This is a genomic window from Acinetobacter sp. YH12226 (assembly GCF_013417805.1).
In the GTDB taxonomy this organism is placed as follows: Bacteria; Pseudomonadota; Gammaproteobacteria; order Pseudomonadales; family Moraxellaceae; genus Acinetobacter.
This window is the reverse complement of record NZ_VPDG01000024.1, coordinates 1-20,544: the sequence shown is the minus strand read 5'-3', so window position 1 is coordinate 20,544 and position 20,544 is coordinate 1. Positions and strand designations below refer to the sequence as shown.

The 20,544-nt window shown below is 37.8% G+C and carries 23 protein-coding genes and 4 pseudogenes; 18 read left to right on the top strand and 9 right to left on the bottom strand.

What is annotated here, in order from left to right:
- Positions 1-698 precede the first annotated feature (698 nt).
- Positions 699-1,691: pseudogene (locus FTV08_RS16355) on the top strand (site-specific integrase); the annotation flags it as partial.
- 33 nt (positions 1,692-1,724) lie between these two features.
- On the opposite strand, the pseudogene FTV08_RS14795 reads toward FTV08_RS16355, so the two are convergent.
- Together FTV08_RS14795 and FTV08_RS14790 are read right to left on the bottom strand one after the other, a co-directional pair.
- Positions 1,725-1,889: pseudogene (locus FTV08_RS14795) on the bottom strand (integrase core domain-containing protein); the annotation flags it as partial.
- Positions 1,890-1,919: 30 nt separating this feature from the next.
- A pseudogene (locus FTV08_RS14790) lies at positions 1,920-2,609 on the bottom strand (IS66-like element ISAba25 family transposase); the annotation flags it as partial.
- 71 nt (positions 2,610-2,680) lie between these two features.
- Between FTV08_RS14790 and FTV08_RS14785 the strand changes: the two are divergent.
- Positions 2,681-3,771 (top strand): IS4-like element ISAba1 family transposase gene (locus tag FTV08_RS14785; protein WP_180087594.1). Its coding sequence is split into 2 segments (ribosomal slippage): positions 2,681-3,221 and positions 3,221-3,771, totalling 1,092 coding nucleotides; the frame shifts between segments, so codons are not numbered across the junction.
- Between the two features lie 18 nt (positions 3,772-3,789).
- Here FTV08_RS14785 and FTV08_RS14780 read toward each other — a convergent pair.
- From FTV08_RS14780 to FTV08_RS14770, 3 genes and pseudogenes are all read right to left on the bottom strand, one after another.
- Positions 3,790-4,755: pseudogene (locus tag FTV08_RS14780) on the bottom strand (IS66-like element ISAba16 family transposase); the annotation flags it as partial.
- A 74-nt stretch (positions 4,756-4,829) separates the two neighbouring features.
- On the bottom strand, positions 4,830-5,165 hold the full coding sequence (gene tnpB / locus FTV08_RS14775) for an IS66 family insertion sequence element accessory protein TnpB (protein ID WP_000618091.1): 336 nt from the start codon (positions 5,163-5,165) through the stop codon (positions 4,830-4,832).
- Positions 5,162-5,545, bottom strand: coding sequence for a transposase (locus FTV08_RS14770; RefSeq protein ID WP_001055589.1), 384 nt, complete (start codon positions 5,543-5,545; stop codon positions 5,162-5,164). Before FTV08_RS14770 ends, tnpB begins: the two co-directional genes overlap by 4 nt.
- A gap of 25 nt (positions 5,546-5,570) precedes the next feature.
- On the opposite strand from FTV08_RS14770, the gene FTV08_RS14765 reads away from it, so the two are divergent.
- The 3 genes from FTV08_RS14765 (at position 5,571) to FTV08_RS14755 (ending at position 6,738) form a co-directional block, all read left to right on the top strand.
- A complete protein-coding gene (locus tag FTV08_RS14765) occupies positions 5,571-5,903 on the top strand; it encodes a MerR family DNA-binding protein (protein ID WP_117008139.1) in 333 nt (110 codons plus the stop codon).
- Positions 5,904-6,149: 246 nt separating this feature from the next.
- Positions 6,150-6,437 (top strand): BrnT family toxin, encoded by a 288-nt coding sequence (locus FTV08_RS14760; protein ID WP_000438825.1) that lies wholly within the window; start codon positions 6,150-6,152, stop codon positions 6,435-6,437.
- A complete protein-coding gene (locus tag FTV08_RS14755; protein WP_004728120.1) occupies positions 6,424-6,738 on the top strand; it encodes a BrnA antitoxin family protein in 315 nt (104 codons plus the stop codon). The genes FTV08_RS14760 and FTV08_RS14755 overlap by 14 nt, the downstream gene beginning before the upstream one ends.
- 88 nt (positions 6,739-6,826) lie before the next feature.
- Here the strand turns inward: FTV08_RS14755 and FTV08_RS14750 are convergent, their stop codons facing one another.
- Positions 6,827-7,357: a hypothetical protein gene (locus FTV08_RS14750; RefSeq protein ID WP_000172759.1), complete on the bottom strand. Its 531-nt coding sequence runs from the start codon at positions 7,355-7,357 to the stop codon at positions 6,827-6,829.
- Positions 7,358-7,505: 148 nt separating this feature from the next.
- Here FTV08_RS14750 and FTV08_RS14745 point away from each other — a divergent pair, with 148 nt between their 5' ends.
- Both FTV08_RS14745 and FTV08_RS14740 read left to right on the top strand, forming a co-directional pair.
- Positions 7,506-7,808: a type II toxin-antitoxin system RelE/ParE family toxin gene (locus FTV08_RS14745; RefSeq protein WP_000286964.1), complete on the top strand. Its 303-nt coding sequence runs from the start codon at positions 7,506-7,508 to the stop codon at positions 7,806-7,808.
- Positions 7,809-8,090: an addiction module antidote protein gene (locus FTV08_RS14740; RefSeq protein ID WP_000985609.1), complete on the top strand. Its 282-nt coding sequence runs from the start codon at positions 7,809-7,811 to the stop codon at positions 8,088-8,090.
- A gap of 79 nt (positions 8,091-8,169) precedes the next feature.
- On the opposite strand, the gene FTV08_RS14735 is transcribed toward FTV08_RS14740, so the two are convergent.
- Complete coding sequence (locus FTV08_RS14735) at positions 8,170-8,589, bottom strand: SMI1/KNR4 family protein (RefSeq protein ID WP_001180106.1); 420 nt, start codon at positions 8,587-8,589, stop codon at positions 8,170-8,172.
- Between the two features lie 139 nt (positions 8,590-8,728).
- Here FTV08_RS14735 and FTV08_RS14730 point away from each other — a divergent pair, with 139 nt between their 5' ends.
- From FTV08_RS14730 to FTV08_RS14715, 4 genes are all read left to right on the top strand, one after another.
- Complete coding sequence (locus tag FTV08_RS14730) at positions 8,729-9,049, top strand: type II toxin-antitoxin system RelE/ParE family toxin (RefSeq protein WP_000897307.1); 321 nt, start codon at positions 8,729-8,731, stop codon at positions 9,047-9,049.
- Complete coding sequence (gene nadS / locus FTV08_RS14725) at positions 9,042-9,314, top strand: NadS family protein (RefSeq protein ID WP_000369781.1); 273 nt, start codon at positions 9,042-9,044, stop codon at positions 9,312-9,314. Before FTV08_RS14730 ends, nadS begins: the two co-directional genes overlap by 8 nt.
- A gap of 492 nt (positions 9,315-9,806) precedes the next feature.
- On the top strand, positions 9,807-11,282 hold the full coding sequence (gene msr(E) / locus FTV08_RS14720; protein WP_000052512.1) for an ABC-F type ribosomal protection protein Msr(E): 1,476 nt from the start codon (positions 9,807-9,809) through the stop codon (positions 11,280-11,282).
- A gap of 55 nt (positions 11,283-11,337) precedes the next feature.
- On the top strand, positions 11,338-12,222 hold the full coding sequence (locus tag FTV08_RS14715) for an Mph(E) family macrolide 2'-phosphotransferase (protein ID WP_000155092.1): 885 nt from the start codon (positions 11,338-11,340) through the stop codon (positions 12,220-12,222).
- Positions 12,223-12,360: 138 nt separating this feature from the next.
- Here the strand turns inward: FTV08_RS14715 and FTV08_RS14710 are convergent, their stop codons facing one another.
- Both FTV08_RS14710 and FTV08_RS14705 read right to left on the bottom strand, forming a co-directional pair.
- Positions 12,361-12,792 carry a hypothetical protein gene (locus tag FTV08_RS14710; RefSeq protein WP_039090891.1) on the bottom strand — a complete coding sequence of 144 codons (432 nt, stop codon included), beginning with the start codon at positions 12,790-12,792 and terminating at the stop codon, positions 12,361-12,363.
- A 17-nt stretch (positions 12,793-12,809) separates the two neighbouring features.
- Positions 12,810-13,076 (bottom strand): mobilization protein, encoded by a 267-nt coding sequence (locus tag FTV08_RS14705; protein ID WP_088749624.1) that lies wholly within the window; start codon positions 13,074-13,076, stop codon positions 12,810-12,812.
- Between the two features lie 208 nt (positions 13,077-13,284).
- Between FTV08_RS14705 and mobQ the strand changes: the two genes are divergently transcribed.
- From mobQ to FTV08_RS14670, 7 genes are all read left to right on the top strand, one after another.
- Positions 13,285-14,721, top strand: a complete 1,437-nt coding sequence (gene mobQ, locus FTV08_RS14700; protein WP_107111964.1) for a MobQ family relaxase — start codon at positions 13,285-13,287, stop codon at positions 14,719-14,721.
- Positions 14,722-14,822: 101 nt separating this feature from the next.
- Positions 14,823-15,056: a hypothetical protein gene (locus FTV08_RS14695; protein WP_068553069.1), complete on the top strand. Its 234-nt coding sequence runs from the start codon at positions 14,823-14,825 to the stop codon at positions 15,054-15,056.
- A 202-nt stretch (positions 15,057-15,258) separates the two neighbouring features.
- Positions 15,259-16,188, top strand: a complete 930-nt coding sequence (repM, locus tag FTV08_RS14690; RefSeq protein ID WP_068553070.1) for a replication initiation protein RepM — start codon at positions 15,259-15,261, stop codon at positions 16,186-16,188.
- Between the two features lie 66 nt (positions 16,189-16,254).
- Entirely contained in the window at positions 16,255-16,797 is a 543-nt protein-coding gene (locus FTV08_RS14685; RefSeq protein WP_004896925.1) for a plasmid replication DNA-binding protein, read from the top strand.
- Positions 16,798-17,467: 670 nt separating this feature from the next.
- Positions 17,468-18,943 (top strand): ABC-F type ribosomal protection protein Msr(E), encoded by a 1,476-nt coding sequence (gene msr(E), locus FTV08_RS14680; RefSeq protein WP_000052512.1) that lies wholly within the window; start codon positions 17,468-17,470, stop codon positions 18,941-18,943.
- 55 nt (positions 18,944-18,998) lie between these two features.
- The gene (locus FTV08_RS14675) at positions 18,999-19,883 is read left to right on the top strand and encodes an Mph(E) family macrolide 2'-phosphotransferase (RefSeq protein ID WP_180087593.1); all 885 of its coding nucleotides are present in this window, start codon (positions 18,999-19,001) and stop codon (positions 19,881-19,883) included.
- Positions 19,884-20,120: 237 nt separating this feature from the next.
- Positions 20,121-20,544: helix-turn-helix domain-containing protein (locus FTV08_RS14670; RefSeq protein ID WP_180087592.1), on the top strand; the 424-nt coding region annotated here is incomplete at its 3' end.

Here is a 20,544-nt window from a genome sequence, read left to right as displayed (position 1 = left end):
AGCGGAAAGGATGAAACTTTATTTTTACGATTCTCAGCATTTTCCAAGGTTGAGCGAAAATTAGGATGATACTTTAATGATTCCGGCCTCCATCCCCACAAAACGCTTGCAGATGGCAGAATTGAAATAAGTCATTGTTTTAAATGGATTTTTACAGGAATTGCTACGTTGCAGGGTCCTGTAGTTAGGATGACACTTTATTTTCCTCCCACAATCAAAGCATCCATCCATGCATTTGTGAAATCAGAACCCATTGAACGCATTGAGTTTGAAAAAAACTTGCTGAACTTAGGTATCGTGAACAATTATGAAAAATATATAGACTACAATAATTTGCTGTTTCACGTTTTGTTTAGCAAATGGATTAACAGTCCAGTTGACTTTGGATATTTTGTCGATCAAAACTTTTACGGTGCCAGCTAAGCTCACTCAAAACATCTACGGTGTAATACACCGTAAAAAGAATTGCACCTGGTACTTGCCACTAAAAAATGACAGTGAATGACATTTTGAGAGAAAAAAATTGTGGGGTAGTGCCTTTTCTACTCCTTTGAGAATTTTAATTATGACAATTCCGATACACCTAACAATAACTTCATATTTTTCTTTCTTGAACTAAGATTCAATAACTTAACTAATTTCTATTTCAATCATAAAATATGATATGTTGACCTTAAGAATAATTCATAAACTTTACTATGTTTGCTTTAAAAACAATTCATTTAGAAAAGAAAGTCTCAAACGAAAATCAAATTATTCTTTTATTTGATTTAGATTCATTCTGTCCATGTATGTACCCTATGCTGTACACCATGAAATTTCTTAGATTTCAAAGTATCTCTACGCAGCATGCAGATTTAATCGCAATAAAATTTTGGTATGAATTTTGGTTTGAAAAGTTTGCCACGTCCTTTTGTGAGTCGTTCTATTCGACATCCTATAATTTTGAGATCATTCAATGTGAAATTGATAATTTCATTGTTTACTTAGAAAATAATAAAAAACTTGAAAGTAATCTTATACGGCTAAGCAATTCAGAACATATTAATTACACAACAATTGGTCATAGAGTTAGATCCTTCTTAAAGTTTTACAACTTCTTGATTAATGAATACTTAAGCATGCAATCACAGCCACAACTTACGTTGAAGGAAATTCAAAAAATTAAAGAAAACTTGAATAAATATATGACAATAAAGAAAAAAATTATAAATAATTTTTCAAAAGCCAATAAGACAATTAAAAGTGAGATAAATCATAATTTTAAGAGCATGAATCAGGAAATGATTAAAGGATTGTATTCAGTCATTTCACCAAGTAACTCTAATAAATACAATGAATTAAATCCTTTTAGATCTAAAAATGTACAACTCAGAAACTTTCTGATCATACATCTCATGCTCAACTATGGTCTTAGAATTGGTGAGCTTATGCTACTAACAACCAACTCTATTAAAAAATCAATTCAGAATCATAGTTTTAGTTTAATTATTACAAATACAGATGATGAGTTCGATGATCGATCAAAAAAGCCAAAAATCAAAAATGAATATTCGTACCGAGTAATTAAACTGCAGGAACGAGACTACAGAATTCTTCAAATCTATATAAATGAAATCCGAAAAGAAATTCCTTCACATATCTTATTTACATCCTTAAAGCCTCCCTATTCTGCTTTAAGTTATGGTAATCCTCCCATAAATAACCGAAGTTAAAAGTAGAGGTTAAGCAGCCCTTAGAGGTGGCTTTCCTTTGTTAGCTTGATGTGGTCTTTCATGGTTGTAATGCCACAACCAGTTTGTTGCATAATCTTGTACTTCTTCCAGTGTGTCAAATAGATGCTTGCTTAGCCAGCTATAACGTATAGTCCGATTATAACGTTCAATATACGTAAGCGTCCGCTGAATCCCATACCAATTTTAATTCGATTTAGGTTTCCAGCAGTGTGGCAGTAACTCTTCAATCTGGGTCACTTTATGTGTCGGCAGCCTTTTCAGCACATCACTTAAATAGGCATACGGATCCAAGCCATTCAGCTTTGCTGACTGGATTAACGTCATGATGTTTGCCGCTCGCTGACCACTGCGCAGCGAACCTGCAAACAGCCAGTTCTTGCGCCCCAACGCCCAGGGACGCATCTGATTCTCGACCCAATTATTGCAAATAGGTAGATTGCCATCATCCAGATAGCGGCTTAAAGCTGGCCAACGCTTCAGAGTGTAATTGATGGCCTTGGCGGTGGGAGAACTCGATGGCACTGTCAGATGATGTTGGTTGAGCCATTCATATAGTTGTTGCATCACTGGTTGACTATGCTGTTGTCGGTATTCGCGGCGGTCTTCCGCTGTACCATCGGTCTTTTTCCTGAGCTCTGCTTCTATCGCATACAGTTTCTGAATCAGCACTAATGCCTGTTCAGCGACCTGACTTTTCCCAGTTACATGCAGTTCATGGAATTTACGACGTGCATGGGCCATGCAGCCCACCTCAATGACCTGGCCTGATTTAAAGCGTGCTTTATAACCACTGTAATCATCACAGACTAGATAACCCTGCCAGCCTTTCAAGAACTCTGCAGCATGCTGGCCTGAACGACTATCCTGAAAGTCCTCTGTACACGACAAAAATAGATAACTCATTGAAATAATGTCACAATAATTGTTTTCTAACGACGAATACTATGATACATCTCAATGAGTTATATCTTATCTTAAACAAATCTCTAAAATGGAACAAGTCACATTTAAAGTGCTTTGCGCTCATCATGCTTGTGATTATTTTAAAGCAAACATGTAATCTTTCTTCTGCATCTAAAGCCTTGCCCATCAAGTGCTTACCACAATCATTTTATCGACGTATGCAGCGCTTCTTTGCAGGTCAGTATTTTGATTATCGTCAAATTTCTCGGTTGATTTTCAATATGTTTTCATTCGACCAAGTGCAACTGACTTTAGATAGAACCAATTGGAAATGGGGAAAACGAAATATTAATATCCTGATGCTCGCAATCGTTTATCGTGGAATAGCGATACCTATCCTTTGGACATTGCTTAATAAACGTGGAAATTCAGATACGAAAGAGCGCATTGCTTTGATTCAACGCTTTATAGCCATTTTTGGTAAAGACCGTATTGTGAATGTGTTCGCAGACAGAGAGTTTATCGGTGAGCAGTGGTTTACATGGTTAATTGAACAAGACATCAACTTCTGCATTCGTGTTAAAAAAACTTCATTGTCACCAATCATTTAGGAAAGAATCATAAAATTAGTGATTTATTTCGCCATCTTAAAGTTGGTCAAATTGAATGTCGTAAACGACGGATTTTGGTTGGTCGGGTGAAACTATATATAAGTGCACTACAGTTAGAAAATGGAGAGCTTTTACTCGTCGTTTCTCCTCAGTTTAATGCCAATGCTATTCAGGATTATGCATTACGCTGGGAAATTGAAACCTTATTCAGTTGTCTCAAAGGACGCGGGTTTAATCTTGAAAATACGCGCTTGACAGACCCTAGACGAGTGAAAAAATTGATTGCGGTGTTAGCTATAAGCTTCTGTTGGTGTTACTTAACGGGTGAATGGCAACATGATCAAAAAAAAGCGATAAAAATAAAGAAGCATGGACGACTCTCAATGAGTTTATTTCGCTATGGTTTAGACTATGTTCAAATGGCGATTCAGCGTTTAATTGGTTTTGGGAAAAAAGAAGAGTTTAAGGAAATTTTGGCAATTTTAAGAAGGCAGAATCCTGATAGGATAAGGGTTCTGTGAAATTTGTCGTGTACAGAGCTGAAAGTCATAGATCACCGCCTGAACTGGATTGTACTGTGTAGTGGCATAGGCCCAGACATAACCTTTCTTCGGTTTTTTATCATTCTCACCCATCCGCATGATGGTGACCGGTGTTTCATCTGCATGCAGCACCTGCTGTTGTAGTACCACCTCTTTTAAGGCATTGGCTAGAGGTTCCAGTTCTACACCGCAGCGACCTATCCAGTCAGATAAAGTTGATCTAGAAAGTTCGATTCCCGCCCGCTGATAGATCAGACGTTGACGGTACAGCGGCAAATGATCGGCATATTTCGATACCAAAACATGGCTGAGCAGTTCAGGTGAAGCAATGCCTTTATCAATCACATAGGCGGGCATCGCTTGCTGAGTCAGGGTGTCACACTGATCACAGACCCATTTACCACGCACATGCTGTTCCTTATAGAACTGTGCCGGTCTGAAATGCAGTTTTTCACTGACATCTTCGCCGATACGACGGAGTTGGCAGCCACAAGCGCATTGGGTTGATGCAGGTTCATGCTCAATACGGATGGTGTGTAGATGATCTGGCAGTGGTCGACGTTTAGGTTTATTGGTTTTGGCTTTCTGTGTCGCTGCATCGGTTTTATCTGCATTTAGCCGTTCCAGTTCTAGATCAACCGCAGCAATATCTTCTTCAACCGCTTCATCCCACAGGTGGATTTGTTTTGCAGTGAGATGTTCGTTTTTACTGCCGAATTTGTGCTGTTTAAATAGTGCGAGTTCATGCTCGTATTTTTGATTGAGAATAGAAAGATGTTGAACTTTAGAATCTAATTGCTGATTGGTGACTTCAAGATGTTGAACTTTGGCATCCAATTGCTGGTTTGATTTTTCTAATTCTTGATTTGATTGTGCTAGAGACTGATGCTGCATCGCCAACTGTCTGGTGAATTCCAGCAGTTGTTCATGGGTCAGTTGGCTTAAGTCAGGCAGCGTATTCATGACCGCAGTATGCCTGAGGTCATGAGAAGAATGAAATAGAACGTTTGGAGAATAGCAGAATGGAACAGCCTGGTTTAAAGCATCGTCACCACCTGCTGTCGTCCAATGCGCTGCCAGGGCAAACCTTGGATCAGTGCCTGTAACTGTTCCGGGCTGAGGGCCACGGTTTCACCTTGGTGAACTTGAGCCCAGTGAAATTTGCCCTGTTCCAGCCGCCGGGCACACAGCCAGATGCCCAGTCCATCATGTACCAGTACTTTCATGCGATGGCCACGTTTATTACAGAACAGGTAAGCACAATGCGGTTTGATGTAGCCAAAGGCTCTCACCACCTGAGCCATGGTCGTATCCATACCTGCACGCATGTCCATGGGCTGAGTAGACAACCAGATTTCATCAATGCGGATCATGTTGCAAGTGCCTTGAGTAATTCTGCCAAGGCAGGTATTTCTGATGTCTGCCATTTTAGCTGAATATCATTATTCGTATGAGGCACGGTGATACACAACGTGATCCTCTCATCAATAGGTTGGCTGATTGCAGCAGTGTAAGGCAAAGCAATAAATGCTGGATTCACATGAGTAGGATCCTGCACGGCACCCTCATGATGGCTGAAGATCCTGATCCAACGACTGACAAGGTTGGCATTAATACTATGTTGCAGTGCGACCGAAGCGATCGAGGTATTAGGATTTTTACAGGCATTGACAATACTGAGTTTGAATTCTTTGCTGTATGTTCTGCGTTTTTTAGCAACAGGAGGTGTTGCTGAATATATATCCATGTTCATGGATTAAGTCCCCACTTGTTTTTAGGTGGGAACTAAATTAAGGCTTATAGGATCGCTTGGTAAGGCTGTGTTAGCCGGATGCTTACGTTCATTAGATAAATTAAGTTTTATATTAAATTGTAGAAGTTTAGGTATCTCTATTAAAGATATAGAGTCTCTATGTGAGGAGTTAGAAACTCCTAATCAAAATTGTACTAAAGTAAATAACCTTATAAAAAAACATACAAAAGAATTAGATAATAGAATTAAGCAATTAACCTCCTTCAAGAAACAATTAGATGACTTAGAAAATCTTTGTGGGGATAATCGTAAAATTGAGAACTGTTATATCATCAAAAAATTAGAAATGAATAGCTGAAATTCCCCTCAATTTAACATAATGGGCGTTATACGAAATGCACAAATTGAAAAATATAAAAATCAAAAACTTATGATATAAATTATTTGCTCGATGATGTTCAAAAGCCGACTTGGAAACAAGTCGGCTTTTTTATGAGCAGTTTTGATAGTTCTTGCCAATAAATTTGACTAAAAATTACGCTTCTCAACTTGAGTTATACAATTTTGTGATACATTATTGTATATACAAATTTGAATGTTTTTTATGGAACAGTATTTTGAATGGGATGAGGCTAAGAATCGAAAGAATCAGAAAAAGCATGATATCTCTTTCGAAACTGCAAGCCTTGTTTTTGAAGATCCATTACGGATCTCAATCCAAGACAGACATACCGATGGTGAAGAACGTTGGCAAACCATTGGACGAGTTAAAGGCGTACTAATGTTATTGGTGGCTCACACCATTTTTGATGAAGATGACTGTGAAATCATACGAATCATTAGTGCAAGGCAAGTGACTAAAGCGGAGCGAAACAAATATGAGCATGGTTAGATACTCACGCAAAGAGCTGAATGAGAAATTTGGTGAGAAGCAAGATGCTGAAATTCAACGCTTGCTTGCTAAAGGCACGGTTCCTGATGATCAGCTAGATCTATCAGATATTCCTGAAATTACCGATTGGAGCAGTGCTGTACGCCAAAATCAATTTTACCGCCCAGTGAAGCAACAAACTTCAATTCGGTTAGATGCTGATGTACTTGCTTGGTTCAAAGCACAAGGCAAAGGTTATCAAACACGAATGAATGAAATTTTACGGGATGCTATGCTGAAAGAATTAAAAAATCATCAATAAAAATGGGAGCTTAAGCTCCCATTTTTGACTTCGCATAACGCCCATTATGTTAATTTTAGTTTTCCTTAATACGACAAAAATATCTACTTCATTTCACGAGAATTTCTTTTGCTAAAAGTTCTTCTTTCGTTACACCGAAATATCTTATTTCTAATTTAGGCCTGCCTAACATCTTTAAAAGATTGTTTTCATCATTTATATTTTTTATAGCTTTGCTTACACAATCAATTACGTCATTAGTTTTAGAAATAGCTTCTTTTTCAGATACTTGATCGCTTACTTTTCGAGATATTAAGTCATCAAAATATATCCTATATTCTTCACAAACTAGATAAAAATAAGGGTCTAATCTATCTAAATCATATTCAGATTCAAAGGGTTTACGATCTAATAAATCTTTTTCAGGATAAATAATCAATTGTCCTGCATCGAACCAAAACTCCACAGAAAAATTATCAAACTCAATTCCATTTAAATCATTACTAAAATTTTGAAAATACTGTAATAAAAGATTTTCTATATCCTCTAAAAACTCTTTATTCTTAATATCAAATATTAAAGATTCATTAGAAATAGCTTTGATACAATCTTCTTGAATATCTAACCCCTTTAAAGTCATTTTTACTCCATTTAAATTTTTAGGTTTTGGTGCATTAAGAATTTTGATTAACTTAACATAATGGCGGTTATACGAAATTCACCGTTTCGAGCCCCAAATATCAAGTTTATTTCTTGCATAAATGTATCCTATAGGATACATTCTACTTATGTACTCAATATATACCACTGAAGTCTTTGATGACTGGTTCACCAAGTTAAAAGACCAGCAGGCAAAAAGACGCATACAAGTCCGAATTGATCGGGTTGAAGATGGAAACTTTGGAGATACTGAGCCGGTCGGTGAAGGTGTTTCTGAATTACGTTTCTTCTTTGGGCCAGGCTATAGGATTTATTACTGCAAGCAAGGGCAAAGGGTTGTTATTCTTTTAGCAGGCGGAGATAAGTCTACGCAAAGTAAAGATATAAAACTTGCCCTGCAATTGGCACAAGATTTAGAGGAGGAGCTATAAATGGCTATTAAACTTCGCAAATGGGACAGTGCTGAGCATCTTAAAACAGAGGATGATATGCAGGCTTACTTACAAGCATGTATTGAAGAATCTAATGGCGATGCCGCATTCATTGCAAAGGCTTTAGGTAACATTGCAAAAGCTAAAGGAATGGCTCAATTATCACGAGATACAGGCTTAGGCCGAGAAAGTCTTTATAAAGCACTTTCTGGTGATGTTAACCCTAGTTTTGATACTGTGATTAAAGTTGTAAAAGCACTGAATTTACGCTTAGCAATTTAAAAAAAGTTATTAAAAAATGGAGCTTTAGGCTCCATTTTTTAATTTCGTATAAGGTGTATTATGTTAATTTTAGAAATTCTTAATTTCCATCTATCCAAACTTGCTTGATCCAATCTGCTAAATCTTCCCACTGCTCATCGCTATATCCATCTGCTGTCCAATATCTAATTTTATGATTAGGAGATAGGCAATAATAACTACCATTATCTTCACAAATAGGTAGCCAATCTTCTGGCAGACCTTGCTCCCTAGCATCATTTAATATCTGAGATAGCCCTCGATAGCATTCTTTCTCATCTGTAAGAGACGCTAATTCAATTGTTCCATAAAAGATATTGCTAATCTCTTTCAAAACTTTTTTATAATCTTTTGGAAAAATAAAACCTATTTTTCGTTCATAAGCAGATATGAAAATATCATCAGGTAGTTCTATGTTTAGACGACTATTCCCAGATAGTTCTTTTAATTCTTGAATAATGTTATCAAGCTTATTTTGCATATACATTCTGCTCTATCGCATTAAAGTTCTTACTACAATTTAACATAATGGCTGTTATGCGAAACGAGATCTACCAGCTCTCGTTTTTTGTTATGGAAACTGCTAAAATTCAAATACGCCATTGACGTATAAAGAGTCCATGTTATTTATTGAAACCAGCATCTTTACCAAGCAAATTAAAGACCTTGTATCTGATGAGGAATATCGTCAACTTCAGCAAGATCTTTTGGTACAGCCTGATAGAGGTGACCTAATCAAGAATGGCGGTGGTATTCGCAAAGTACGTTGTGCTCAAGGTAACAAAGGGAAAAGTGGTGGGATACGGGTGATTTATTATTGGGTCACCGAGGATGATCAGATCTTTTTCTTAGTGGCTTATCCAAAATCAGTAAAAGATAATTTAACAGATAAGGAAACCGCCATTCTGCACCAACTCGTGAAGGAGCAATTTCATGGATAACAACTTATTTGATGACTTGGTTGCTTCAATCAAAGAAGCTGGAGCTATCAAACGTAAAGAAGTTAAAGCAAGCCGAGTTACAGAACTCGAATTGCCTGATATTAAAGAAGTACGTGAAAAAACTGGCTTGAGCCAAAATGAATTTGCTGCACGTCTACATATTAGCCCCCGTACCCTGCAAAATTGGGAACAGGGACGACGCTATCCAACTGGACCAGCAGCTACATTGATTCGAATTTTAGATGCTCACCCAAGCCTTATTTGAAAAAATTACTTAAAAAATGGGAGCTTAAGGCTCCCATTTTTATTTCGTATAAGGTGTATTATGTTAATTTTAGAAAATCTTCACTACTATTATTTTAAAATAAGCCTTATATCCAAGCATAAAACAAGGTTGTCTAGACTTCTTTTAACAGTAAAGTTATCATAAAACTGAATTTTATTTTTTAGGTAAGTTTATGCATTCTATCCGCATTCGTTAAGACACAACTATTTGCATAGTGACACTATTTTATAATGGTGGGCTTTTGTTGTGTCTTTAAGAATATATGCGGATATATAAAGTAAAAGTATGCTTAATTTATAAGTATGCTTTTAGTGCATAGTTTCCAGTTATAACTTAATTGACTAGCTATTTGTCCACCCTGTGGATGAATAGCTTTTTTTTTGGGAGGACACTGTGATGCTAGCTTTTGTTTTCACCTAAATCCTGTTTGCTGCATAAAAAATTTCAAGAGCTAAACAGGAGTAAATAAAAATGAGTTTAATTATTAAAGCGAGAAACATACGCTTGGATTATGCTGGGCGTGATGTTTTGGATATTGATGAATTGGAAATTCACTCTTATGACCGTATTGGTCTTGTGGGTGATAACGGAGCAGGAAAGAGTAGTTTACTCAAAGTACTTAATGGCGAAATTGTTTTAGCCGAAGCGACATTACAGCGTTTTGGTGATTTTGCACATATCAGCCAACTGGGCGGAATCGAAATAGAAACGGTCGAAGACCGGGCAATGTTATCTCGCCTTGGTGTTTCCAATGTACAAAACGACACAATGAGTGGCGGAGAGGAAACTCGTGCAAAAATTGCTGCCGCATTTTCCCAACAAGTACATGGCATTCTAGCGGATGAACCAACCAGCCACCTTGATCTCAATGGAATAGATCTACTTATTGGTCAACTTAAAGCATTTGATGGAGCATTACTTGTTATCAGTCATGACCGATATTTTCTTGATATGGTTGTAGACAAGATATGGGAGTTAAAAGACGGTAAAATTACGGAATATTGGGGTGGTTACTCGGATTACTTGCGTCAAAAAGAAGAAGAGCGACAACACCAAGCCGTAGAATATGAGCTGATGATGAAGGAACGGGAGCGATTAGAATCTGCTGTGCAAGAAAAACGCCAGCAAGCTAATCGATTAGACAATAAGAAAAAAGGAGAAAAATCCAAAAACTCTACCGAAAGTGCTGGACGACTTGGGCATGCAAAAATGACTGGCACCAAGCAAAGAAAACTGTATCAGGCAGCTAAGAGTATGGAAAAGCGTTTGGCTGCATTAGAAGATATTCAAGCACCAGAGCATTTGCGTTCTATTCGTTTTCGTCAAAGTTCAGCCCTAGAACTGCACAATAAGTTCCCGATTACGGCAGATGGTCTGAGCTTAAAATTTGGTAGCCGTACTATCTTTGATGACGCTAACTTTATAATACCGCTTGGCGCTAAAGTCGCTATAACTGGATCGAATGGAACAGGGAAAACGTCCTTGTTAAAAATGATATCAGAACGTGCTGATGGATTAACCATATCTCCAAAAGCTGAAATTGGCTACTTTACACAAACAGGATATAAATTTAACACGCATAAATCTGTGCTCTCCTTTATGCAGGAAGAGTGCGAGTACACAGTTGCGGAAATTCGTGCAGTATTGGCTTCAATGGGGATCGGAGCGAATGATATTCAAAAAAACTTATCCGACTTATCGGGAGGTGAAATCATCAAACTGCTTTTATCCAAAATGCTTTTAGGAAAATATAATATTTTGCTTATGGATGAACCAGGAAACTATCTTGACCTAAAAAGTATTGCCGCATTAGAAACAATGATGAAGTCCTATGCAGGAACTATTATCTTCGTATCTCATGACAAGCAATTGGTCGATAATATTGCTGACATTATCTACGAGATCAAAGACCACAAAATCATCAAGACTTTTGAGAGAGATTGTTAATGATAGCCAATCTAATCCGAACATTAATTATTGAACTCTTTAAAGGAAATTAAAAATGACAATTCAAGATATTCAATCACTTGCTGAAGCACACGGCTTGTTGCTTACGGACAAAATGAATTTCAATGAAATGGGCATTGATTTTAAGGTCGTTTTTGCTCTTGATACAAAGGGGCAACAATGGTTGCTGCGTATTCCTCGTCGTGATGGCATGAGGGAACAAATCAAGAAAGAAAAACGCATTTTAGAATTGGTAAAAAAACATCTTTCTGTAGAGGTTCCTGATTGGAGAATTTCATCTACAGAATTAGTGGCTTATCCCATACTTAAAGATAATCCTGTTTTAAATTTGGATGCTGAAACCTATGAAATAATTTGGAATATGGACAAAGATAGCCCGAAATACATAACATCTTTGGCAAAAACCTTATTTGAAATCCATAGTATTCCTGAAAAAGAAGTTCGGGAAAATGATTTGAAAATTATGAAACCTTCAGATTTAAGACCTGAAATAGCAAACAATTTGCAGTTAGTAAAATCTGAAATTGGTATAAGTGAGCAATTGGAAACCCGCTACAGAAAATGGTTGGATAATGATGTTCTATGGGCAGATTTCACCCAATTTATACATGGCGATTTATATGCTGGGCATGTACTAGCTTCAAAGGATGGAGCTGTTTCAGGCGTTATTGATTGGTCAACAGCCCATATAGATGACCCAGCGATTGATTTTGCTGGGCATGTAACTTTGTTTGGAGAAGAAAGCCTCAAAACTCTAATCATCGAGTATGAAAAACTAGGGGGTAAAGTTTGGAATAAACTATATGAACAGACTTTAGAAAGAGCAGCGGCCTCTCCTTTGATGTATGGTTTATTTGCCTTAGAAACTCAAAATGAAAGCCTTATCGTTGGAGCAAAAGCTCAGTTGGGAGTTATATAATTTAAAAATATGATTGCTGAGAACTGCCTTGTTTTGAAACTTGGTTGGCTTTAATTAGTTTTTAGTATTCTTTATAGAAAATGCCTCGATCAAGGGGCATTTCTAACAATCATTTAACATAAAATTTCTTATGCGAAATTACATACCAACTTTAACCACATTGTGGACAGGTTGGATTTTAGAGATAAGAAAAACTTCTAGGGCATTTGCTAAATAAGCCGTATCACGCTCAAAGCCTATTGTAATGATGGATCCAGCATCTTTCAGTCTTGGATCTATCGCAATATATTCAGTTTTATCTTCATTCCATCGGCAATATTTCATTACCCTGGCGCTTAAGCCATTACCACGATAACGGCCAGCACCTCTAGAAGTCCCAACACCGATATAAGTCACTAAATCCCCTTTGACAAACGCATATACACCTTGTTTATCGTAATTAGGAATTTTTCCAAAATTAAAATGTACTGGTGACCATTCAGGAGGCTTTCCTAATAGGTCTACATTCCAGTGATGTTCGAAGAATAATTCTGTATTACGTATTAACTTATTAAGTGTTGGATCTTCCACTACTTATCCCTCAAAATTTATAAATTAAAAAGCTTTCGGTCACGCTCATCTGTTAAATACTTATCCATCTGAGCAATTAATTTAGCTCTGGCTTGTTCATCATCTTCAGTGATCTTTAGCATACAGGATCCAATTAAAATTTTGCGTCTGGTATCATCCTTTCGAGCTTGTTCTTTCTCTTTAGCACGTTCTCTTGCCAGTGCTGCCTGTCTTTGAGCCTTTAACTGCTTTAGCTTTTCTTCCTGTGCTTTGATTTTGCTGTCTAGTGTTTCAGTAACGCTCATTAATCCAATACCATCATCCTGGGAAACCATCCCTAACATAAGCGCACTTGAATATGCATTCAAGGTGCTATATGTATAGTAATGTTTTCCTCGAAGAGCGCACTTATGCAAACTTCGTTTGCAAGTACGATTGGGGTCTCCCCAATACCCCGACAACCGTATCCACGGTTGTACTTCACTACGTGAAAATTTAAAAGCGAAAATAGGCATGGCGATTTACCACTTTTCAGTCAAAACCGTAGCACGATCAGCAGGGCGTTCCGCTACTGCTGCGATTGCCTATCGGGCAGGTGAAAAGATCTATTGTGAACGTGAGGGCCGAGAACATGATTACAGCCGAAAAACAGGTGTGGAATATAAAGAAATTTATTTACCCGAAGGCGCACCAGAACATTTAAAAAACCGGGAAAGACTCTGGAACGAAGTTGAACAACGGGAAACCCGAAAAAACTCGACAGTTGCCCGAGAATTTGAAATCGCTTTTCCAAGTGAATTAAATCAGGAACAACGCCTGGCCATGCTCGAAGAGCTATGCGCCAGTATCGTGGACAGACACCAGGTAGCCGTCGATGCCTGTATTCATGCACCGCATACTGGATCTGGTAGTGATGAACGCAATTATCACGCGCATATCCTGATGAGCACACGCAAACTTACTCAGGAAGGCTTCACCGAGAAAACCCGGGAACTGGATCAGAAACACAGTGGAGAAATCGAACACTGGCGCGAACACTTTGCCGATATCTGCAATATGCACCTGGATCTGGCTGGATACACTGCCCGAGTCGACCACCGCAGCTACAAAGACCAGGAGAATGGTTTAGAAGCCACGCTGCACGAAGGGCCGAAAGTCACCGAACTGCGCCGAAAAGGGATTGAGACCGAAATCAGCCGAAGCAATGACGAAATCAAACAGAGAAATCAGGCTCAGCTGCAATACAGCAAAAATATGGATCTGCTGATTGCTGAAAATGAGATCAAACTCAGCACACTGAAAACAGAACAGCAGATCCAAATCAAAAATAGCGCTAAAACGCCACCAATTGACGAAAAAGCCCTGTTTGAGGAAAAACAGAGGGAAACCCTTGGCAAAGTGCTAAAACGCGAAATCAGCGCAAAAGACGCGAATCTAGACCTGGATTTCATGCAGCGTAATCTCAAACAAGCCGAAATAACCCTGACCAAGCACCACAAACATCAAAATGAGTTCAATCAGCAGCTTGCCCAGGAGATCGTGAAAAGCGGACTCAAGCAAAGTCATGACAAATTGCAAAGCCTGGTCGATCAACACAACGAATTAACTCAGAACAAACCCTTACTGTTTGGAAAAAAAGCCTGGGAAGCCCAACGTGATGCGATTTACCAGGAGCACAAAAAGCTGAAAGGTCAGCATGAACACCAGAAAAAACATGGTGTGAAGGATTTATTGGAAAATGACAAATTCAAAGAACATGCCTGGAAGCAGTACCAACAACAACATCCAGCCAAAGCCAAGCAATACCAGACTCTATACCCATCCTATCAAGTCATTAAAAAATGTGTGGATGAGATCAAAGCAGAACAACAGATGAAACTCAGACAGGAACAACAGCTCAAAGCACAGCAACATGCGCCTAAAATGAAATCTCGTGGCATGAGTCGCTAAACAGAGCGAGTGTCTACGAGCGAACTGAGAAAATTTGCCCATCCCTTTCCCTGATTACAAGCTCCCTATCCATCAATCACCTGCTTTACAGAGCATCCCGAATGGGTGCGAACTTTCCAAATTTGATTCCTAAACCGAGCGTAGCGAGAAAAAAAGCTCATGAGCGAAGCGAATTCCGAGCTGCTTTTGATCTTGCTTTTGCTTTTTCTCAAATTCACGAAAATATGAACCAAAAATTGCCCCGACGAATCGAGCGAAAGCGAGATTCAATAGAGTTTGAGCGAAGCGAAAACCAAGGGCAATTTTTTACTCCCTGGGCTTTTAATTATTTTTAAGCTTTTAAATGCTTTTAATTAAGCTGTAATCCTTTATTCATAATGGTTCTAGAGATATTAAAACGAGGTTTACCTTGCATTAAAACGAGGTTTACCTTGCATTAAAACGAGGTTTACCTTGCATTAAAACGAGGTTTACCTTGCATTAAGCGAGATAATTATATAACCTCGTCTTATTGAATTAAAAATATAATCTTTTCATATGAAAACAGAACTAGTTGTTAAAGATAACGCCTTAATCAATGCCAGTTATAACCTCGATCTAGTTGAACAGAGGTTAATTCTCCTAGCTATTGTTGAAGCAAGGGAATCGGGTAAAGGGATAAATGCTAATGATCCACTAACAGTTCATGCTGAAAGTTATATTAATCAGTTTGGTGTACATCGAAATACGGCTTATCAGGCGTTAAAAGATGCTTGCGATGACTTGTTTGCAAGACAATTCAGTTATCAGAGTCTTAGTGAAAAAGGTAACACTATTAATCACAAATCAAGATGGGTGAGCGAGGTGGCTTATATTGATAATGAAGCTGTCGTTAGACTTATTTTTGCCCCTGCTATTGTGCCTTTAATTACTAGGTTAGAAGAACAATTTACAAAGTATGAAATACAACAAATAAGTAATTTAACAAGTGCTTATGCTGTTCGTTTATATGAAATATTGATTGCATGGCGTAGTACTGGAAAAACGCCTCTCATAACTATGTATGATTTTAGACAAAAAATAGGTGTACTCGAGACTGAATACAAACGAATGTATGATTTTAAAAAATATGTTTTAGACATTGCATTAAAACAAGTAAATGAACATACCGATATTATTGTCAAAGTTGAACAGCATAAAACAGGTAGATCTATTACTGGTTTTTCATTTAGCTTTAAACAGAAAAAATCAGCCACGCATTCAGTCGAATCTAAAAGAGATCCGAATACATTAGACCTCTTTTCAAAAATAACAGATAAACAACGCCATCTATTCGCCAACAAGCTCTCAGAGCTTCCTGAGATGAGTAAATATTCACAAGGCACAGAAAGCTATCAGCAGTTTGCTGTACGTATAGCTGCCATGCTGCAAGATGCAGAGAAATTTAAGGAATTACTTCCTTTACTCAGAAAATTAGGATTTCAATGACATTGTTAATTGAAATTGTTAAGTTAACAGTCAGGTATTAACACAAGTTGAAAACTGGTTTACATAATGAAAAAACTGTCAGTTTCAGAGTTAGCTAAGCTTTATGGATATTCAAGACAAGCCATATATGCACATATAAACAAAGGAAATTTATCTAAAGGATCTGATGGATTAATTGACTTTTCAGAGGCCCTAAGAGTTTTTGGGGAACCACAAAAAAAAGAGGATACAGTCAATCAAAGTCAATCAATTAACAGTCAAAACTTGACAGAAGTTGACTTACTAAAACGTCAAGTTGACATACTGGAAAAACAATTAAATCAGGCAATACAGAGAGAAAATCAATCTTTAGAACGTGAATCGTTTTATCAAGAACAGATTGAAGCTATGCAGCGCTTACTAGAAGCACCAAAAGCCAATATGACTACCTTTACCGATCAGAGCTTTAAACAGGATATAGCAACGGATCCTCGGTCGGAACTAGCAACGAACTATGACGAATTGACTACTCCTCAGCAAGACAATAAGCGTATTCCTATCCCGGAGCATGTTGAACCAGAACAGAAGAAGAGAGGCTTCCTAAGCCGCTTTTTCCTTCCATATGGTTAGCCAAGACTCCAGTTTTTTGAAGAGCCAATTTCAGTGCAAGCACTTGAAATAATGACTCCTCAAAAAACCGGATGATGTTTATTAAAACTGAATAAAACCGTGGAACATCGCTCAATTAGTGATCGTGGAACATGAATAATCAATAAAAAGCCGTTCTGGTGCCCTATACTCCAGAACGGCTTACGTTAATATAATGATATTTAAAGAGAAATATCAAGCATTTCGTATAAGGTGTATTATGTTAATTTTAGAAAATCTTCACTACTATTATTTTAAAATAAGCCTTATATCCAAGCATAAAACAAGGTTGTCTAGACTTCTTTTAACAGTAAAGTTATCATAAAACTGAATTTTATTTTTTAGGTAAGTTTATGCATTCTATCCGCATTCGTTAAGACACAACTATTTGCATAGTGACACTATTTTATAATGGTGGGCTTTTGTTGTGTCTTTAAGAATATATGCGGATATATAAAGTAAAAGTATGCTTAATTTATAAGTATGCTTTTAGTGCATAGTTTCCAGTTATAACTTAATTGACTAGCTATTTGTCCACCCTGTGGATGAATAGCTTTTTTTTTGGGAGGACACTGTGATGCTAGCTTTTGTTTTCACCTAAATCCTGTTTGCTGCATAAAAAATTTCAAGAGCTAAACAGGAGTAAATAAAAATGAGTTTAATTATTAAAGCGAGAAACATACGCTTGGATTATGCTGGGCGTGATGTTTTGGATATTGATGAATTGGAAATTCACTCTTATGACCGTATTGGTCTTGTGGGTGATAACGGAGCAGGAAAGAGTAGTTTACTCAAAGTACTTAATGGCGAAATTGTTTTAGCCGAAGCGACATTACAGCGTTTTGGTGATTTTGCACATATCAGCCAACTGGGCGGAATCGAAATAGAAACGGTCGAAGACCGGGCAATGTTATCTCGCCTTGGTGTTTCCAATGTACAAAACGACACAATGAGTGGCGGAGAGGAAACTCGTGCAAAAATTGCTGCCGCATTTTCCCAACAAGTACATGGCATTCTAGCGGATGAACCAACCAGCCACCTTGATCTCAATGGAATAGATCTACTTATTGGTCAACTTAAAGCATTTGATGGAGCATTACTTGTTATCAGTCATGACCGATATTTTCTTGATATGGTTGTAGACAAGATATGGGAGTTAAAAGACGGTAAAATTACGGAATATTGGGGTGGTTACTCGGATTACTTGCGTCAAAAAGAAGAAGAGCGACAACACCAAGCCGTAGAATATGAGCTGATGATGAAGGAACGGGAGCGATTAGAATCTGCTGTGCAAGAAAAACGCCAGCAAGCTAATCGATTAGACAATAAGAAAAAAGGAGAAAAATCCAAAAACTCTACCGAAAGTGCTGGACGACTTGGGCATGCAAAAATGACTGGCACCAAGCAAAGAAAACTGTATCAGGCAGCTAAGAGTATGGAAAAGCGTTTGGCTGCATTAGAAGATATTCAAGCACCAGAGCATTTGCGTTCTATTCGTTTTCGTCAAAGTTCAGCCCTAGAACTGCACAATAAGTTCCCGATTACGGCAGATGGTCTGAGCTTAAAATTTGGTAGCCGTACTATCTTTGATGACGCTAACTTTATAATACCGCTTGGCGCTAAAGTCGCTATAACTGGATCGAATGGAACAGGGAAAACGTCCTTGTTAAAAATGATATCAGAACGTGCTGATGGATTAACCATATCTCCAAAAGCTGAAATTGGCTACTTTACACAAACAGGATATAAATTTAACACGCATAAATCTGTGCTCTCCTTTATGCAGGAAGAGTGCGAGTACACAGTTGCGGAAATTCGTGCAGTATTGGCTTCAATGGGGATCGGAGCGAATGATATTCAAAAAAACTTATCCGACTTATCGGGAGGTGAAATCATCAAACTGCTTTTATCCAAAATGCTTTTAGGAAAATATAATATTTTGCTTATGGATGAACCAGGAAACTATCTTGACCTAAAAAGTATTGCCGCATTAGAAACAATGATGAAGTCCTATGCAGGAACTATTATCTTCGTATCTCATGACAAGCAATTGGTCGATAATATTGCTGACATTATCTACGAGATCAAAGACCACAAAATCATCAAGACTTTTGAGAGAGATTGTTAATGATAGCCAATCTAATCCGAACATTAATTATTGAACTCTTTAAAGGAAATTAAAAATGACAATTCAAGATATTCAATCACTTGCTGAAGCACACGGCTTGTTGCTTACGGACAAAATGAATTTCAATGAAATGGGCATTGATTTTAAGGTCGTTTTTGCTCTTGATACAAAGGGGCAACAATGGTTGCTGCGTATTCCTCGTCGTGATGGCATGAGGGAACAAATCAAGAAAGAAAAACGCATTTTAGAATTGGTAAAAAAACATCTTTCTGTAGAGGTTCCTGATTGGAGAATTTCATCTACAGAATTAGTGGCTTATCCCATACTTAAAGATAATCCTGTTTTAAATTTGGATGCTGAAACCTATGAAATAATTTGGAATATGGACAAAGATAGCCCGAAATACATAACATCTTTGGCAAAAACCTTATTTGAAATCCATAGTATTCCTGAAAAAGAAGTTCGGGAAAATGATTTGAAAATTATGAAACCTTCAGATTTAAGACCTGAAATAGCAAACAATTTGCAGTTAGTAAAATCTGAACTTGGTATAAGTGAGCAATTGGAAACCCGCTACAGAAAATGGTTGGATAATGATGTTCTATGGGCAGATTTCACCCAATTTATACATGGCGATTTATATGCTGGGCATGTACTAGCTTCAAAGGATGGAGCTGTTTCAGGCGTTATTGATTGGTCAACAGCCCATATAGATGACCCAGCGATTGATTTTGCTGGGCATGTAACTTTGTTTGGAGAAGAAAGCCTCAAAACTCTAATCATCGAGTATGAAAAACTAGGGGGTAAAGTTTGGAATAAACTATATGAACAGACTTTAGAAAGAGCAGCGGCCTCTCCTTTGATGTATGGTTTATTTGCCTTAGAAACTCAAAATGAAAGCCTTATCGTTGGAGCAAAAGCTCAGTTGGGAGTTATATAATTTAAAAATATGATTGCTGAGAACTGCCTTGTTTTGAAACTTGGTTGGCTTTAATTAGTTTTTAGTATTCTTTATAGAAAATGCCTCGATCAAGGGGCATTTCTAACAATCATTTAACATAAAATTTCTTATGTGAAGTAACCTTGTTAGAAACCATTTAAAGTGTCTATATTCTCACCAATAAAAATGTCTAGTTTATGATGGTTTTTACCATCATGGACTGGATATAAATTAGAGATGTTGATCACTATGTCTGACAAGGAAATTCAACGTCTTGCAGTTCTGCAAGACGTTCGAGATCATCGTATTACCCAGGTCCGTGCTGCTGAAATCCTGAATCTTTCCACTCGTCAAATTACCCGGTTATTGCAGAAACTCAATCAAGACGGTGTTTCAGGTCTGGCACATGCCAGTCGTGGTCAACCTGGCCATCATCGCCATGATGAGTTATTAAAATCAAAATGTCTTTCCATTATTTCTGAACATCTGCTGGGCTTTGGACCTACCTTGGCGCATGAGAAGCTCAGCAGCATATTTGACCTGAATATCCCGGTAGAAACGGTTCGGCGCTGGATGATGGCCAATGACCTCTGGATTCCGCGATCCAAGCGCCTTAAACGTCCATATCAGCCACGTTATAACCGGGATTGCTTCGGTGAGC

Excerpts from the sequence above, each read along its gene's own strand:
- FTV08_RS14735 (WP_001180106.1), bottom strand. The coding sequence starts at position 8,589 with ATGCAAAATAAGCTTGATAACATTATTCAAGAATTAAAAGAACTATCT.
- FTV08_RS14745 (WP_000286964.1), top strand. The coding sequence starts at position 7,506 with ATGTACTCAATATATACCACTGAAGTCTTTGATGACTGGTTCACCAAG.
- FTV08_RS14740 (WP_000985609.1), top strand. The coding sequence starts at position 7,809 with ATGGCTATTAAACTTCGCAAATGGGACAGTGCTGAGCATCTTAAAACA.
- repM (WP_068553070.1), top strand. The coding sequence starts at position 15,259 with ATGAAAACAGAACTAGTTGTTAAAGATAACGCCTTAATCAATGCCAGT.
- FTV08_RS14715 (WP_000155092.1), top strand. The coding sequence starts at position 11,338 with ATGACAATTCAAGATATTCAATCACTTGCTGAAGCACACGGCTTGTTG.
- FTV08_RS14695 (WP_068553069.1), top strand. The coding sequence starts at position 14,823 with ATGGGTGCGAACTTTCCAAATTTGATTCCTAAACCGAGCGTAGCGAGA.
- FTV08_RS14705 (WP_088749624.1), bottom strand. The coding sequence starts at position 13,076 with ATGAGCGTTACTGAAACACTAGACAGCAAAATCAAAGCACAGGAAGAA.
- mobQ (WP_107111964.1), top strand. The coding sequence starts at position 13,285 with ATGGCGATTTACCACTTTTCAGTCAAAACCGTAGCACGATCAGCAGGG.
- FTV08_RS14770 (WP_001055589.1), bottom strand. The coding sequence starts at position 5,545 with ATGAACATGGATATATATTCAGCAACACCTCCTGTTGCTAAAAAACGC.
- tnpB (WP_000618091.1), bottom strand. The coding sequence starts at position 5,165 with ATGATCCGCATTGATGAAATCTGGTTGTCTACTCAGCCCATGGACATG.
- nadS (WP_000369781.1), top strand. The coding sequence starts at position 9,042 with ATGGATAACAACTTATTTGATGACTTGGTTGCTTCAATCAAAGAAGCT.
- FTV08_RS14675 (WP_180087593.1), top strand. The coding sequence starts at position 18,999 with ATGACAATTCAAGATATTCAATCACTTGCTGAAGCACACGGCTTGTTG.
- FTV08_RS14730 (WP_000897307.1), top strand. The coding sequence starts at position 8,729 with ATGTTATTTATTGAAACCAGCATCTTTACCAAGCAAATTAAAGACCTT.
- FTV08_RS14685 (WP_004896925.1), top strand. The coding sequence starts at position 16,255 with ATGAAAAAACTGTCAGTTTCAGAGTTAGCTAAGCTTTATGGATATTCA.
- FTV08_RS14750 (WP_000172759.1), bottom strand. The coding sequence starts at position 7,357 with ATGACTTTAAAGGGGTTAGATATTCAAGAAGATTGTATCAAAGCTATT.
- FTV08_RS14755 (WP_004728120.1), top strand. The coding sequence starts at position 6,424 with ATGAGCATGGTTAGATACTCACGCAAAGAGCTGAATGAGAAATTTGGT.
- FTV08_RS14760 (WP_000438825.1), top strand. The coding sequence starts at position 6,150 with ATGGAACAGTATTTTGAATGGGATGAGGCTAAGAATCGAAAGAATCAG.